Source organism: Ornithinibacillus halophilus (genome assembly GCF_900129485.1).
Lineage (GTDB): Bacteria > Bacillota > Bacilli > Bacillales > Amphibacillaceae > Ornithinibacillus > Ornithinibacillus halophilus.
This window is the reverse complement of sequence record NZ_FQVW01000058.1, coordinates 1-15,594: the sequence shown is the minus strand read 5'-3', so window position 1 is coordinate 15,594 and position 15,594 is coordinate 1. Positions and strand designations below refer to the sequence as shown.

17 protein-coding genes are annotated in these 15,594 nt (G+C 35.4%); 16 read left to right on the top strand and 1 reads right to left on the bottom strand.

Going from position 1 to position 15,594, the window contains the following annotated elements; translation table 11 throughout:
• Window positions 1–287: 287 nt before the first annotated feature.
• The 10 genes from BUB12_RS15615 (at window position 288) to rsmI (ending at window position 7,554) form a co-directional block, all read left to right on the top strand.
• Window positions 288–1,712, top strand: a complete 1,425-nt coding sequence (locus BUB12_RS15615; protein ID WP_072891839.1) for an aminotransferase class I/II-fold pyridoxal phosphate-dependent enzyme — start codon at window positions 288–290, stop codon at window positions 1,710–1,712.
• A gap of 66 nt (window positions 1,713–1,778) precedes the next feature.
• Window positions 1,779–2,408 carry a dTMP kinase gene (gene tmk / locus BUB12_RS15610; RefSeq protein WP_072891838.1) on the top strand — a complete coding sequence of 210 codons (630 nt, stop codon included), beginning with the start codon at window positions 1,779–1,781 and terminating at the stop codon, window positions 2,406–2,408.
• A 77-nt stretch (window positions 2,409–2,485) separates the two neighbouring features.
• Window positions 2,486–2,815 carry a cyclic-di-AMP receptor gene (locus BUB12_RS15605; protein ID WP_072891837.1) on the top strand — a complete coding sequence of 110 codons (330 nt, stop codon included), beginning with the start codon at window positions 2,486–2,488 and terminating at the stop codon, window positions 2,813–2,815.
• 34 nt (window positions 2,816–2,849) lie between these two features.
• On the top strand, window positions 2,850–3,293 hold the full coding sequence (locus BUB12_RS15600; protein WP_327196157.1) for a YaaR family protein: 444 nt from the start codon (window positions 2,850–2,852) through the stop codon (window positions 3,291–3,293).
• A 71-nt stretch (window positions 3,294–3,364) separates the two neighbouring features.
• Window positions 3,365–4,354 (top strand): DNA polymerase III subunit delta', encoded by a 990-nt coding sequence (holB, locus tag BUB12_RS15595; protein WP_072891836.1) that lies wholly within the window; start codon window positions 3,365–3,367, stop codon window positions 4,352–4,354.
• 4 nt (window positions 4,355–4,358) lie between these two features.
• Window positions 4,359–5,186 (top strand): PSP1 domain-containing protein, encoded by an 828-nt coding sequence (locus tag BUB12_RS15590; protein ID WP_072891835.1) that lies wholly within the window; start codon window positions 4,359–4,361, stop codon window positions 5,184–5,186.
• A gap of 14 nt (window positions 5,187–5,200) precedes the next feature.
• On the top strand, window positions 5,201–5,554 hold the full coding sequence (yabA, locus tag BUB12_RS15585) for a DNA replication initiation control protein YabA (RefSeq protein ID WP_072891834.1): 354 nt from the start codon (window positions 5,201–5,203) through the stop codon (window positions 5,552–5,554).
• Window positions 5,555–5,674: 120 nt separating this feature from the next.
• Window positions 5,675–6,415 (top strand): tRNA1(Val) (adenine(37)-N6)-methyltransferase, encoded by a 741-nt coding sequence (locus BUB12_RS15580; protein WP_072891833.1) that lies wholly within the window; start codon window positions 5,675–5,677, stop codon window positions 6,413–6,415.
• Complete coding sequence (locus tag BUB12_RS15575; RefSeq protein WP_072891832.1) at window positions 6,408–6,701, top strand: GIY-YIG nuclease family protein; 294 nt, start codon at window positions 6,408–6,410, stop codon at window positions 6,699–6,701. Before BUB12_RS15580 ends, BUB12_RS15575 begins: the two co-directional genes overlap by 8 nt.
• Window positions 6,679–7,554, top strand: a complete 876-nt coding sequence (rsmI, locus tag BUB12_RS15570; protein ID WP_072891831.1) for a 16S rRNA (cytidine(1402)-2'-O)-methyltransferase — start codon at window positions 6,679–6,681, stop codon at window positions 7,552–7,554. Before BUB12_RS15575 ends, rsmI begins: the two co-directional genes overlap by 23 nt.
• A 112-nt stretch (window positions 7,555–7,666) precedes the next feature.
• Here rsmI and BUB12_RS15565 read toward each other — a convergent pair whose 3' ends face one another.
• Entirely contained in the window at window positions 7,667–7,948 is a 282-nt protein-coding gene (locus BUB12_RS15565) for an AbrB/MazE/SpoVT family DNA-binding domain-containing protein (RefSeq protein WP_072891830.1), read from the bottom strand.
• 369 nt (window positions 7,949–8,317) lie between these two features.
• Here BUB12_RS15565 and metG point away from each other — a divergent pair, with 369 nt between their 5' ends.
• The 6 genes from metG to yabG all read left to right on the top strand — a co-directional run bounded on the left by metG (window position 8,318) and on the right by yabG (window position 15,303).
• Window positions 8,318–10,279, top strand: a complete 1,962-nt coding sequence (gene metG, locus BUB12_RS15560; RefSeq protein WP_072891829.1) for a methionine--tRNA ligase — start codon at window positions 8,318–8,320, stop codon at window positions 10,277–10,279.
• Between the two features lie 81 nt (window positions 10,280–10,360).
• Window positions 10,361–11,134: a TatD family hydrolase gene (locus tag BUB12_RS15555; RefSeq protein WP_072891828.1), complete on the top strand. Its 774-nt coding sequence runs from the start codon at window positions 10,361–10,363 to the stop codon at window positions 11,132–11,134.
• A gap of 244 nt (window positions 11,135–11,378) precedes the next feature.
• Window positions 11,379–12,575, top strand: a complete 1,197-nt coding sequence (locus BUB12_RS15550; protein WP_072891827.1) for a G5 and 3D domain-containing protein — start codon at window positions 11,379–11,381, stop codon at window positions 12,573–12,575.
• Between the two features lie 209 nt (window positions 12,576–12,784).
• On the top strand, window positions 12,785–13,354 hold the full coding sequence (gene rnmV, locus BUB12_RS15545) for a ribonuclease M5 (protein WP_072891826.1): 570 nt from the start codon (window positions 12,785–12,787) through the stop codon (window positions 13,352–13,354).
• Window positions 13,344–14,237, top strand: coding sequence for a 16S rRNA (adenine(1518)-N(6)/adenine(1519)-N(6))-dimethyltransferase RsmA (gene rsmA / locus BUB12_RS15540; RefSeq protein ID WP_072891825.1), 894 nt, complete (start codon window positions 13,344–13,346; stop codon window positions 14,235–14,237). Before rnmV ends, rsmA begins: the two co-directional genes overlap by 11 nt.
• A gap of 130 nt (window positions 14,238–14,367) precedes the next feature.
• Window positions 14,368–15,303, top strand: coding sequence for a sporulation peptidase YabG (yabG, locus tag BUB12_RS15535; RefSeq protein WP_084063378.1), 936 nt, complete (start codon window positions 14,368–14,370; stop codon window positions 15,301–15,303).
• Window positions 15,304–15,594: the final 291 nt, after the last annotated feature.

Sequence of the window (15,594 nt, the reverse complement as noted above, 5' to 3'; positions counted from 1 at the left end):
GGGTTTCACTTTAACTAAAACAATTTTGCCTCAGCCTCCGAAACCATGCATACTACCTTGCATATAGAATTATCGGACTCATTTTTTATTATTACTTAGTTTTTCAGTGTCCTCACGCCTACCCCCTCGAGGTCTTAAGTCAATCCTCATCACGGGCAAAGATCGACACGCCGAGGCTCGTCTTAAGCTATGCCTGAGGCTGACCAAGGCGCTTGCGCTTTTTTTATTTTATCTAGACAATTTCTGATATGATTACTATAGAAAATGAATGTAGAGAGGATATAGAGATGAACTTAGAACAAAAGAGCATCCCATTATATGAAAAACTAAGGGAATTTTCTCAAAGAAAGCCGTTATCATTTCATGTTCCAGGTCATAAAAACGGGTTGGTTTTCCCTGATGTTACTAATGATTATTTTAAATCAATCTTACCTATTGACCTTACTGAGTTGAGTGGGCTTGATGATTTACATGCACCAGATGGGGTAATAAAGGAAGCAGAACAGTTAGCTGCTGACTTTTTTCGAGCCAATCACTCTTATTTCTTAGTTGGTGGAAGTACAGTTGGTAATTTGGCTATGATTTTAGCTACGTGCTCAGAAGGTGATGAACTAATTGTACAAAGAAATAGCCATAAGTCTATTATGAATGGGCTTGAATTATGTGATGCAATGCCAATCTATGTTTCACCTGAATATGATGAAATGGTCAACCGCTATACCGCTCCTAGTATGCAAACCATTGAACAAGCTATAAAGAGTCATCCTAATGCAAAAGCCATTGTATTAACTTATCCAGACTATTTTGGAAGTACATATGCTATAAAAGAAATAATTAATAAAGCCCATCAACATAATATACCAGTATTGGTTGACGAAGCGCATGGTGTCCACTTTTCATTAGGTGCCCCTTTTCCAACATCTGCACTTGATTTAGGGGCTGATATTGTCGTTCAATCTGCACATAAAATGGGTCCTGCAATGACGATGGCATCCTTTTTGCATATTAATTCGAGCCTAATTAATCCTGAAGCAGTTGAACATTATTTACAAATGCTTCAGTCGAGTAGTCCATCTTATCCATTAATGGCATCGTTAGATCTTGCACGTTATTTCTTAGCTAATCTCACAGTTGGAGAAATCGACTTAATTTTAGAAAGTGTATCGACTATGAAAGAACTTTTCGATAGTCCACATTGGAAGATAATTGAGGGTAATGATCCATTAAAAATAACATTACAGATAATTAATGGACAAACGGGGTTTGATGTAGCAAAAAGTTTTGAAAGCCAAGGTATTTATCCAGAGTTAGCGACAACAGACCAAGTACTATTCATACATGGTTTAGGTCAAATAAAACAGTGGGATCAGATTAATAAGGCATTAAAAACTGTCAATGAACAATTAATTTATATGGGAAACCATGCTACAATAGATACAAGCATGCTTTTTTCCAATCCAGTTGAAAGATCAGTATTGACTTTTAAGGAAATAAAAAAGCTACGAACAGAATATATTCCCCTAGCCAATGCAACAGGAAGAATAGCTGCAGAGGCTATTATTCCATATCCTCCAGGTATTCCAATGTTAATCAAGGGGGAAGAAATTAATACAAACCATGTAAAAATGATTCAACATTTATTAAAGCAAGGTGCTAATTTTCAGCATAGAAATATAGATAAAGGTATCCAAGTTTTTCAAGAAAAGGAATAGATACATGTGGGTTTTCGTCTCGGATTGACGGGTACCGACTTTCTATCAGCTAAAGGAGTAAAAATCGTGAGTGGTTATTTTATAACATTTGAAGGTGGAGAAGGTGCAGGTAAAACGACAATTCTCCATTCTATTAGTAACAAGCTTCAAGAATTAGGATATGATGTAGTTACAACACGCGAACCAGGTGGCATCGATATTGCTGAGAAAATTAGAGATATTATACTAAATCCTAGTCATACAGAAATGGATGCTAGAACCGAAGCATTGCTTTATGCTGCAGCTCGTAGACAACATTTAGTAGAGAAAGTTCTCCCAGCATTAGAGGAAAATAAAGTGATTCTATGTGATCGTTTTATAGATAGTAGTCTTGCATATCAAGGTTACGCTAGAGGATTAGGGGTAGATGAAGTATTTTCGATTAATCAATTTGCAATTCAAGATTCTATGCCACACCTAACTTTATTTTTTAATATCGAACCAAAAAAGGGATTAGCGCGTATCGCCGCGAATAAAGATAGAGAAAAGAATCGATTAGATTTAGAACAGTTGAAGTTTCATGAAGATGTGTATACTGCCTATCAAAATCTAATAGAACGATTTCCTGAGCGTATAGTAAATATCAATGCAGACCAGTCCATAGAGACAGTGGAGAAGGACAGTCTTGAAAAAATAGTTCACTTCATAGAGAAATAGGTATGTATAAATGATTCTGTATCAATAATGAACAATCTTTAGATTATCTTAATATAACTTAATAAGGAGGGAATGAAATGAAATTAATTATTGCTGTTGTTCAAGATAAGGATTCTAATCGCTTAACGGATGCGTTAGGACAAGGGAATTTTAAAGTTACAAAATTGGCCACCACAGGTGGGTTCTTAAAAGAGGGGAACACCACGTTAATGATTGGTTGCGAAGATGATTATGTGGATGAAGCGTTAGATATTATTCGTGATAATTGCTCTAAACGTGAACAAATGGTAGCACCAATTTCTCCAATGGGAGGAAATGCTGATTCTTATATTCCAAAACCAGTTAAAGTTGAAGTTGGTGGAGCAACCGTATTTATCCTACCAATTGAGTCATTTTTTCATTTTTAACGAAATAGAACTATAAGCAAAAAAGAGGGGCTGAATGATGAAGATTAGTCAAGATGTAAGAACAAAGGTAGACTCTACTAGCAATCAACTCCAAAAAAACATAGAAGGTAACAAATCTTTTCAAAATATTGTTCAGTCCCAAGCTAATAAAATGCAGCAAGCAGAATTAAATCGCTTGATTCAAGATATAACGGCACAAGGAAATAAATTGGCACGTTTTCGCTCGTTTCAGGATTTAGCAAAATTTAAACGCTTAGTAAAAGGCTTTTTAAAAGAAGCCGTATCCAATGGGTTAGAATTAGAGAATTCACATAGTTATAGTTTTACTGGAAGCAGCCAAAAATTATCTGTTGTAAAAGTAATCGATGAAAAGCTCATCGAATTAACGGAAGGTATCATGAATCAAGAGAAAAAGTCAGTAGACCTTTTAGGATTAATAGGAGAAATTAAAGGATTACTAGTTAATTTATATACGTAATGATAAAAACGAACCATGTTAGCAATCGACGCTGATTTAATGAAAGATTATAGGTTGAAGGACGGGAAACAATGAATACATGGTCTGAAATTGCTCAAGTGCAGCCCTTAGCAAGTAAAGTTATCACGAATAGCATTAAAAAAAATCGAATTTCTCATGCCTATTTATTGCATGGTGATAGAGGAACAGGGAAAGAGGCCATTGCGAATTTGATTGCGAAAGGTCTCTTTTGTGATAATTTAATTGATGTTGAGCCGTGTAATACGTGTAGTGCTTGTAAAAGAATTGAATCAAAAAATCATCCAGATGTTCATTGGATAGAGCCTGATGGGCAATCGATTAAAATAGAACAAATTAAGAACCTACAAAAGGAATTTACATATTCTGGAGTGGAATCCAATCAAAAAGTATATATTATAAAAGGTGCCGATACATTAACGGCAAATGCTGCCAATCGCATTTTAAAATTTTTAGAAGAACCTAGTAAAAAAACAACAGCCATTATGCTAACGGAGAACACACAATCAATCCTTCCTACGATTCGTTCCAGATGCCAGATCATTGATTTACAACCTCTGAGCCCCCCAAAATTTCAGGAACAACTAATTCAATCTGGCCTGACGGAAGAAAATGCAAAATTAATGAGTGCATTAACGAATAACTTAAAAGAGGCAATTGAATGGAATGAAGATGAGTGGTTTGTCCAAGCACGTAAATTAATGGTACAATTAATAGAAACAATTGCAGATAATTCTAATGATGCCTATTTATTCATTCATAATCATTGGGTTTCGCATTTTAAAGAGCGAAGTCAGCAGGAAAAAGGATTTGATTTACTGATTCTCGCTTTTAAAGATATAATTTATTATCATGTTGGTAAGGAAGATGCATATGTCTTCTTTTACAATGACCGTGAAAGGCTTGAAAGGTTAGGAATGAAGTATTCTCAAGAACAACTCATTGCAATCCTACAACAGTTATTACAAGCTAAACAGCGGATAAAGCAAAATATCCATCCAACTTTAGTGATGGAAGAGGTAACACTTCAGATACAGGGGTGATCAAGTGATCGAGGTTATAGGTGTCCGTTTTAAAAAGGCGGGTAAAATATATTATTTTGATCCAGGAGAATATTCCATTGACCTGGATAATTATGTCATCGTAGAAACAGTACGAGGAATTGAATTTGGTAAAGTAGTCATTACCAACAAGAAGGTAGATGAGGAAGATGTTGTTCTACCGCTAAAGAAAGTTATTCGCATCGCTACAGAAGAAGATAAGTTAACAGTAGTTGAAAACAAAGAATATGCGGATAAAGCTTTTGCTACATGTGTTGATAAAATTACCGAACATCAACTGGAAATGAATCTAGTGGATGTAGAATATACATTTGACCGTAACAAAATCATTTTCTACTTTACTGCGGATGGAAGAGTTGATTTTCGTAATTTAGTAAAGGATCTAGCAGCATTATTTAAAACTAGAATAGAACTTCGACAAATCGGTGTGAGAGATGAAGCCAAAATGCTAGGTGGAATTGGACCATGTGGTCGAATGTTATGCTGCTCAACCTTTTTGGGTGACTTTGAGCCAGTTTCCATAAAAATGGCTAAAGATCAAAATCTATCGCTTAATCCAGCGAAAATATCAGGGTTATGTGGTCGTTTAATGTGTTGTTTAAAATACGAAAACGATGAATATGAAAATGCCAAACGAGAATTACCCGATTTAGGAGATAGCATAAAAACTCCATACGGTAAGGGTAAAGTTGTCGGGTTAAATATTCTTGAGAAATTAGTACAAATTGAAATACCGGAGAAAGAACGAGTAATCGAATATACTTTAGACGAACTCATCGAAGAAGGAATAGTAACAGCTCAGGGCCAAAAATAACGGAGTGAGTAGCCATGAATAAGAGAGAAATATTTGATCAAGTATCAGATATGGAGAAACAAATTGGTGAATTATATGAGCAGCTTGGAGATTTAAAAAGCCAGTTAAGTGATTTATTAGAAGAAAATCACCGACTATCAATGGAAAATCATCACCTTAGAAAACGTTTAGACCGTGATGAGAGTGATCATAAAGAAGAATCCATTGAAGAGAATCCAGGTGGTGAAATGCCTGGAGAAGGATATGATAATCTTGCTAGGCTTTACGAAGAGGGGTTCCATATTTGTAATTTGGAATTTGGTAGTCCAAGGCAAAATGATGACTGTATGTTTTGTCTAGATTTTCTAAGTAAAAAAAATAAAGTATAATGAAGGCTGTCTACGTATCATAAGATACGAGGCAGCTTTTTTTAAGATTGTATTTCTTTCATAGCAGAATTTATAATAAATCATCACAAAAAACAGCTTAAACTAAAAAGGATGACATTAATGGTAGAATTATATGATGATGAACGAATTGATTATTTAGTAGCTGATGAAAGCTTACAGATTATACAGAGTCCAACAGCTTTTTCCTTTTCATTAGATGCCGTTTTATTAGGGCATTTTGCCTCGATACCAATTAAAAGTGGGAAAATATTAGATTTATGTTCTGGGAATGGAGCCATACCACTACTTCTATCTAGACGAACAAAAGCACAAATCACCGGTGTAGAAATACAAGAACGAATTATTAGTATGGCTGATAGGAGTATTGCGCTAAACGAGTTATCGGAGCAAATTAATATGATTCATGGTGATTTAAAAGAAATGCAACCATTATTAGGACATAGTAATTTTGATGTTGTCACGTGTAATCCTCCGTACTTTAAAACTCCTGCAAAGACAGAACATAATCGAAATGATTATTTAACAATTGCAAGACACGAAGTATTTTGTACATTGGATGATGTCGTAAAAGCTTGTAAACTTCATGTAAGACCTGGTGGGAAAGTGGCTATGGTCCATCGCCCAGGAAGGCTCATTGATATTGTAACAACATTTAGGGAATATAATTTAGAGCCAAAACGAATGCAACTTGTCTACCCAAAAAGAGGGAAGGAAGCAAATATGCTATTAATAGAAGGGATTCGTGATGGGAAGGCTGACTTAAAAATATTACCTCCATTGTTTATTTATGATGAAGATGGTTCCTACACGCAAGATGCAAAGGAGATTATTTATGAGTGATCTAGACCATGCTGTATATATTTTAAAATGTAAGGATGATTCACTTTATACAGGTTATACAAATGACTTAGAAAATCGTTTAAAAATGCATGAAAATGGAAAGGGTGCTAAGTATACGAGAGGGCGAGGCCCTTTTCAGGTTATGTTTGTTGAAAAATTCCCAACAAAAGAACTAGCAATGAAAAGAGAATATGAAATTAAACAATTAACACGAAAAGGTAAATTTGAATTGATTCGAGCTAAACTGAAAGAGGTAGTCCAAAATGAACATTCAAAAGAGTTTTGAAGTACAGGAACAAGGAACATTATACGTTGTCCCAACTCCTATCGGGAATTTAGAGGATATTACATATCGCGCACTAACTACCTTAAAAGAAGTTTCTATTGTTGCAGCAGAAGATACTAGGAACACGAGGAAGTTATTTACCCATTTTGAAATTACGACCCCATTAATTAGTTATCATGAACATAATAAATTAGCACGAGAAAATGAATTAATGTCAGCTTTAGCTAAGGGGGAATCCATAGCTATTGTAAGTGATGCAGGGATGCCAGCAATTTCCGACCCAGGATATGAATTAGTTCAAGCTGCAATTGATCAAGCATTTACAGTAGTTGTGTTACCAGGAGCAAATGCAGCACTGTGCGCCCTTGTTGGGTCAGGATTACCTTCTAAGGAATTTTTATTTTATGGATTTTTACCTAGGAAAAAGAAAGAAAAGGTGGAAGAACTAAATCGTTTGAAGTCAAATAAAGCAACATTGTTGTTCTATGAGTCCCCTTATCGAGTGAAGGATACGCTAAAGAATGTTTATGAGGTACTTGGGAACAGAAATGTAACTATCGCTAGGGAATTGACCAAACGATTTGAGGAATATGTAAGAGGTACAGTTCAAGAAGTATCTGAATGGGCCGCTTCAAATGAATTAAAAGGTGAGTTCTGCCTAGTGGTTGAAGGAAATACTGATGAAACGAATGAAAGTGAAGTAGAAAATTGGTGGGAAGAAATCTCAATTGTGGATCATATTAATCATTACATGCAAGAGGAGAATCTACCTAGCAAGGAAGCAATTAAACGAGTGGCCAAGGACAGAAACCTACCAAAAAGAGAAATCTATCAAGAATATCATGTGAAATAGAAAAAAGAGCTCGATTTGGTCAATCAGCTCTTTTCTTTTTGTAGATTGGAAAGGTTACCAGTCGATATTGGAACGTTGGGATTATATAGATTTTATTCAATGGTACATATAATTAGCTTATATTAAAGCGGGATTGAATCTCTTCTATTAACGACTTTGCACCTTCAGGGCTAAGTACTATCTTCCCATCTGCAATTGAAACATTGCTATCAGTTGCTTCACCTGTAATATGGCATGCCATATTTGCTTGGTATTTCTTCAGTACTACCTTGTCATTATCAACATAAATCTCTAAAGGATCTTTGATGTTGATATCAAGAGTTCTTCGTAATTCAATCGGGATAACAACTCTCCCTAGTTCATCAACTTTTCTAACAATACCTGTAGATTTCATTTACTTTCCCCCTCGTAAACTAATTTTCTTCAATTAAATTTTAAAATAAGTATGACCAACGTTCCTGATGAATAGTATTTTCAAATACTGTAATGATAGTGTCAAAATTGTAACCACTATTCTTTACCCCTTCGTTAAAAAAATAAACCACTTTTTATAAAAAAAAGTATTATTTATAAAATAATGGAAGATATTTACGGAAATTGCCCCAGCCAGTACCTATAAGGTAGAGTTTTTCTAGAGTATTAAAATAGGAATTATGTGATAATACTGCTAAAAATACTTGAGTTATGCATGAATGGAAAACTTTTAGTAAAATGATACAATAGAAGAATCAAAAGATGTTTAGTAGAACGAGGAGGAAAGGTCATGTCAGGAGAAAAGAAAACATTTTATATAACAACTCCTATTTATTATCCAAGCGGTAAATTACATATTGGTCATGCATACTCCACTGTAGCTGGGGATGCGATTTCACGGTATAAACGTATGCGTGGATATGATGTTATGTATTTAACAGGAACGGATGAGCACGGTCAAAAGATTCAAAGAAAGGCTGAAGAAAAGGGGGTCACTCCACAACAATATGTAGATGACATTGTTGCTAGTATTCAAGCTCTTTGGAAGAAGCTTGATATTACGAATGATGACTTTATTAGGACGACGCAAGAACGCCATAAAAAAGTTGTTGAGCAGATCTTTGATCGTTTACTGAAACAAGGAGATATTTATTTAGATGAATATGAAGGATGGTACTGTACTTCATGTGAATCCTTCTTTACGGAGCGTCAGTTAGATGAAGGGAGCTGCCCTGATTGTGGTGGACCTGTTGAAAAAGTTAAAGAAGAATCCTACTTTTTCAAGATGAGTAAATATGTTGATCGTTTAGTTGCTTACTATGATGAACATCCTGAATTCATTCAGCCAGTTAGCCGTAAAAATGAAATGTTAAGTAACTTTATTAATCCTGGATTAGAAGACTTAGCTGTTTCCCGGACAACCTTTGATTGGGGGATAAAAGTACCAGGTGATCCTAAACATGTTATCTATGTTTGGATTGATGCGTTAAGTAACTATATTACCGCTCTTGGATACGGCACAGAAAATGAAGAGAAATTTAAGAAGTATTGGCCAGCAGATGTTCACTTAATGAGTAAGGAAATTGTTCGATTCCACACGATTTATTGGCCAATCATGTTGATGGCACTAGATCTGCCATTACCTAAGAAAGTATTCTCGCATGGCTGGATTTTGATGAAAGATGGCAAAATGTCGAAATCAAAAGGGAATGTAGTAGATCCAATTAGTTTAATCGATCGCTATGGATTGGATGCTTTACGTTATTATTTATTACGTGAAGTACCGTTTGGTTCAGATGGAGTATTCACACCAGAAGGATTTGTGGAACGTACGAATTTTGATTTAGCCAATGATTTAGGAAACCTTTTAAATCGTACGGTTGCTATGATCGATAAGTACTTTGATGGTGAAATTCCATCTTATATTGCATCAGAAACTAGCATTGAAGAGACTTTAGAATTATTTAAGAAAGATTCTATTGAAAAAGTGGAAGAAGCGATGGAACAGATGCAATTCTCTGTTGCTTTATCTGCGCTATGGCAGTTGATTAGCCGTACAAACAAGTATATTGATGAAACAGAACCATGGGTGCTAGCAAAAGATGAAAGTAATAAAGAACGTCTAGGAAATGTTATGGCACACCTTGCAGAATCACTACGTGTGGTAGCTGTTATGCTTCGCCCGTTCTTAACTAATGCTCCAATGGAAATCTTTAGGCAGTTAGGAATAGAAGATGAAACATTAAAAGAATGGGATAGCATCTATGAAAACGGACAGATTAAAGCTGGTACAAAAGTAGATAAAGGCAAGCCAATTTTTCCAAGATTAGATGTTGAAGAGGAAGTAGCAGCAATTAAAGCAATGATGAGTAATCCATCTGCAGAAGAAGCTGCAAAGAAAGAAAAAATGAAACAAAATGAAAAAGAACAAATCATCTATGATGACTTTATGAAACTTGATTTGCGAGTAGCTGAAATCATAAAAGCTGAGAAAATGAAAAAAGCAGATAAGCTACTAAAATTACAGTTAGACTTAGGTAACAATAAACGCCAAGTAATCTCTGGAATTGCAAAACATTATAAACCAGAGGAATTAGTAGGCAAAAAGGTTATTTGTGTTACTAATCTTAAGCCTGTTAAGTTACGAGGGGAAATGTCTGAAGGAATGATTTTATCTGGTGAAGATGAGGAAGGAAAACTATCTCTTGCAACGATAGAGCAAGATTTACCAAATGGTTCAATCGTTAAATAGATAGAATAAAAAAGGTCTTGTTTTTACTAAAGTAAAAGCTCGACCTTTTACTTTAGTTTTTACATTGAAGGAAGTGTAATGATGTTATTTGACACACATGTTCATATGAATGCTAGACAGTTTATAGAAGACCGTGATGAAGTGATTAAGCGCGCATTTGATACAGGGGTACATTACATGGTAGTGGTAGGATTTGATCGAGAAACAATACCACTTGCAATTGAAATAGCAGAACAATACGAGACAATTTATGCAGCTGTTGGTTGGCATCCAGTTGATGCAATTGATATGACTGATGATGATTTGGCATGGATTGAAGAATTATCATCTCACCCTAAAGTTGTTGCAATAGGAGAAATGGGCCTGGACTATCATTGGGATAAATCGCCTAAGGATGTCCAAAAAGAAGTTTTTCGTAAGCAAATCCAATTGGCTAAGAAGGTAAATATGCCTATTATCATCCATAACCGAGAAGCAACTGAAGATATTATTCAAATATTAGAGGAAGAAGATGCAAAGGAAGTTGGAGGTATCATGCATTGCTATAATGACTCTGTTCAATACGTTCAGCAATGCCTTGATATGAATTTCTATATTTCACTCGGTGGTCCAGTAACTTTTAAAAATGCGCCATTACCAAAGGAAGTGGCAGCTGAAGTCCCAATGGATCGATTGTTAGTAGAAACAGATGCACCATTTTTAGCTCCACATCCAAATCGTGGGAAAAGAAATGAGCCTGCATATGTAAAATTAGTAGCAGAAAAAATTGCTGAAATCAGAGGTATTTCCTTTGAGGAAATAAGTGAAAATACGACAAAAAATGCCTTCACTTTATTTGGGTTAGATGTAAAATAGAGGAAATAAAAACGTAAAAAAATATGTACAATTTGGTAATTTTATTTAGACTAGATATTATTTCTAGTCTTTTTTTCTTGTTTCATAGACCTCTGATAAACATAGTATCATCAAGGGTTAGAAGGATAAATTTCTAAAGTACTAGTCCTTTTGTAATAAAAATGTAATCTAAACGTAATCGTATATGCTTTGACTTTGCATAACAGTGTTTATATAATCGAATTCGATTAAGGAGGCATGTAGCATGCGAATTTTTTCAAAGCTATTGCCGGCCTCAAAGCTGAAGCTGGTTATTTCAAGTATTGGTGTGTTAGCACTTGTCGTATTCTCTGCAGTAGTATTATATGAATCTACAAAAGCAGATGTGACACTTGTTGTAGACGGGGAAAAAGAAACCTATCAAACACATGTAAATACAGTAGAAGAACTGCTTGAAGAAGTTGATGTAACCGTTGGAAAACATGATGTATTATCACATGAATTAAATGCAGCAATTGAAAACGGTATGGGGATAGAGTATAAAACAGCAAGGCAAGTCACCGTCTCAATCGATGGAGAGCAATCAATATACTATACAGTTGCAGAAACAGTTGGTGAATTCTTAGAAGAAAACCAGCTTACCTTTTCTGATCGTGATGATGTTTCACATAAAAAGGATGCAACTATTACTGATGGACTTACATTTTCTGTAGAGCAGGCGTTTCAAGTGACGATAAACGATGGTGTAGAAGAGAAACAGGTATGGACAACAGGTGGTACAATACAGAACTTATTAGATAATCATAATATTATATTAAACGACCACGATAAAGTTGAACCAACACTGGATGAAAATGTTCAACAAGATACAGAAATTGATATAACGAGAATAGAAATCAAAACTGTTGAAGTTGAAGAATCCATCGAATATAAAACGGAAACAAAGCAATCCAATGAATTGGAAAAAGGGAAACAGAAAGTAGTTAGTGAAGGTAAGAATGGTACTATCGTTAAAACATATGAAGTGACACTAGAAAATGGCGAAGAAATAGATCGTGAATTAATTGAAGAAAAAGTACTTAAAGAAAGTCAAAATCGTGTTGTTGCAGTTGGTACAAGAGAACCGGCACGGAATTTAACCACCCTATCTAGTGGAACAAGGCCACCAAGTGGTACAGAATTAACAATGACTGCAAGTGCTTTTACAGCTTTTTGTAATGGATGTTCAGGATATACGGCAACAGGGATAAACTTAAAAGCTAATCCGAATCGAAAAGTGATTGCAGTTGATCCCAATGTCATCCCATTAGGAACAAAGGTTTGGGTAGAAGGATATGGAGAAGCAATAGCTGGTGATACAGGAGGAAGTATTAGAGGAAATCGTATCGACGTTCATGTTCCTACAAAATCTGACGCATACCGTTGGGGAGTAAGAACTGTAAAAGTAGTTATTATAGATTAATATATGAAATGTATGCTCTTGCCGTGTATAATGGTGAGAGCATTTATTTTTTGCCTTGTAACAGATGGAGAGCCATGGGAAAGGTATTGTAGCATACAAGTAGGTGTACTTATAAAGTCCGTAGTCAAACAAATAAAGAAGAAGCTTTGTATACATAAAACCATATAAAATAAACTAATAAGTAGAATATCTTAAAGTGAGGAACTTTCATGAAAGTAAAAGAAGTAATTGTTGTAGAAGGTAAAGACGACACTACCAAAATAAAACTTGCTGTAGAAGCAGATACCATTGAAACAAATGGTTCAGCAATTAATAAGCGCACATTACAACAAATAAAACATGCTAATGAAAAACGAGGGGTTATTATTTTTACGGATCCTGATTATCCTGGAGAACGAATTAGACAAATTATTAATAACCATGTTCCAGGATGTAAACACGCATTTTTAACGCAAGATAAGGCGAGAGCTAAGTATCCTGAGAATAAAAGCTTAGGAATTGAGCATGCCTCTATAGAATCAATTCAAAAGGCCCTACAGGATGTCTATGAACTCATGGAAGCAGAGGAAAGTCAGATTAGTAAAGAAGAGCTCATTAATTACCAACTTATTGGTAGCCCGGATTCTAGTAGAAGAAGAGAAAGACTTGGTGAGTTACTACAAATCGGACATACTAACGGTAAACAATTATTAAAACGATTGACGATGTTTCAAATAAGTAAAAAGCAATTTAAAGAGGCAGTGAATCAGTTGGAGCAGGAGGAGTTCCATGGAAGGTAAAAAGTATATTGCAACTCCAGTAAAGACAAAAGAAATACTGAATAAATATAGTTTTTCATTTAAAAAAAGCTTAGGTCAAAATTTCTTAATTGATGTTAATATCTTAAAAAATATTATCCATCATGCTGGAATTGATAAGAATGCAGGTGCAATTGAAATTGGGCCTGGTATTGGAGCGTTGACAGAGCAGTTAGCGATTCATGCAGAGAAAGTAGTAGCCTTTGAGATAGACCAACGTTTACTACCAATTTTGCAGGATACATTACGGGAGTATTCTAATGTTGATATTATTCATGAAGATATTCTAAAAGCAAATGTACATGATGTTATTAAAGAGTATTTTGAAGAGGACCAGGAAATACATGTAGTTGCTAATTTACCATACTACATAACAACTCCAATCTTAATGAAGTTATTACGTGAAGGCTTACCTGTAACTAGTTTGACGGTGATGATACAAAAAGAAGTAGCTGATCGTATGGCTGCCCAACCAAATACGAAAAGCTATGGATCATTAACCATCGCGATTCAATATTATACTAATGCAGAAGTGGTTATGAATGTGCCCAAGACGGTTTTTATGCCTCAACCGAACGTTGAATCAAGTATCTTAAGATTGACTACGAGAAAAACAGCTCCAGTTCTAGTAGAAAACGAGGACTTTTTCTTTACGATTGTTCAAGCAAGTTTTGCACAAAGAAGGAAAACATTACGCAATAACCTGACGAGTCATTTTAAAAATGAGTATGATAAGGAAACCATAAGTGTTTTGCTCGAAGAAATTGGAATTGATGGAACTAGGCGTGGCGAATCTCTATCAATGGAGGAATTCGCAACACTTGCAAATGCATTTTATAAGTATAAGAGCGATAATCAAGACTAATCCAACTTGGGTTAGTCTTTTCACTTTGGTTTATTGCTCTTCTGAATCTAATCTCAGCACAGTTAACCCAAATCATACATATTCTATAAAAGTAATGCTTTCGAATTTCTGAGGGCTGTGAGGTGAATAGATGAGAGCGTTAACTGTAGGTGATTTAGTTACACGTTATTCGTATGATCATGATTTATTATTTCGGGTAGAGTCTATAAAACAGGAACAAGCAATTTTACATGGTGAAGATATCCGTTTAGTAGCAAATTCTTCCATTAGTGATTTAAAAACTGTTGAGAAGCGAGAACTAGAAAGAAGGAGACAAAAAGGAAAAGAAGAAGAGGAATTTTCCTATCGGTTATTTCGACAAGATTATCAATTGTTGAAAGAAAAAAGGGATTATGAATCGACCAATGGCTATCAATATACAGAGTTCTTTCAATTGCCTGCTCGTGTTCTTCATTTAGATGGGGACCAAATGTATTTAAGGAAATGTATTTCATTATATCAACGCTTAGGATTACAAGTGCATGGTGTTCACTTACATGAAAAAGAAATGCCGTTAAAAATCGGTGAACTTGTTCAAAAAATACAACCTGATATTATCGTGATAACCGGTCATGATGCTTTTTCTAAAGGAAAGGGAGATAAGAATGACCTTCGTGCATATCGGCATTCCAAGTATTTTGTAGAAACGGTACGTGAAGCGAGGAAGGTAGTACCCCATCTAGATCAAATGGTTATTTTTGCTGGAGCGTGTCAGTCACATTTTGAATCATTAATTCGTGCAGGAGCTAACTATGCTAGTTCTCCCATGCGAGTAAATATCCATGCATTAGATCCTGTATATGTCGTGGCTAGAATAGCTTATACTCCGTTTATGGATAAAGTTAGTGTTTGGGACGCACTAAGGAATACGTTAACAGGTGATAAAGGAATGGGTGGAGTAGAAACAAGAGGTTTACTACGTACTGGTATGCCATATTTAGAAGATGAAAGCGAATCACAAGTGTCATCTACGAATGCAACAATATCTACGACGCCGTCAACAACTACTAATTCAAATTCCTACTAGTGGAGGTGAAAGCAGATAAGATTCTATTGAAATCTTATCTGTTTTTTAATTAGTTAGGGAAGTATAACTTTCAGAGATGTCTAGCTCCGAGCGCCTGCGACTAGCGAAGGAACTACATAGAATTACTCCTCTGGCCTTTGTACCGAGTAACCGCAGGCACAGGCACAAGACTTCCTTCGCCTCCGTACGATAAAGGAGACTTGCCGATTGGTGAAACCAGAGGCTTAGTCGCACTTATACCCTTGTGGTGAAAGTCAACATCGACTCCGATATAAAGGAAGGCCGACTAAA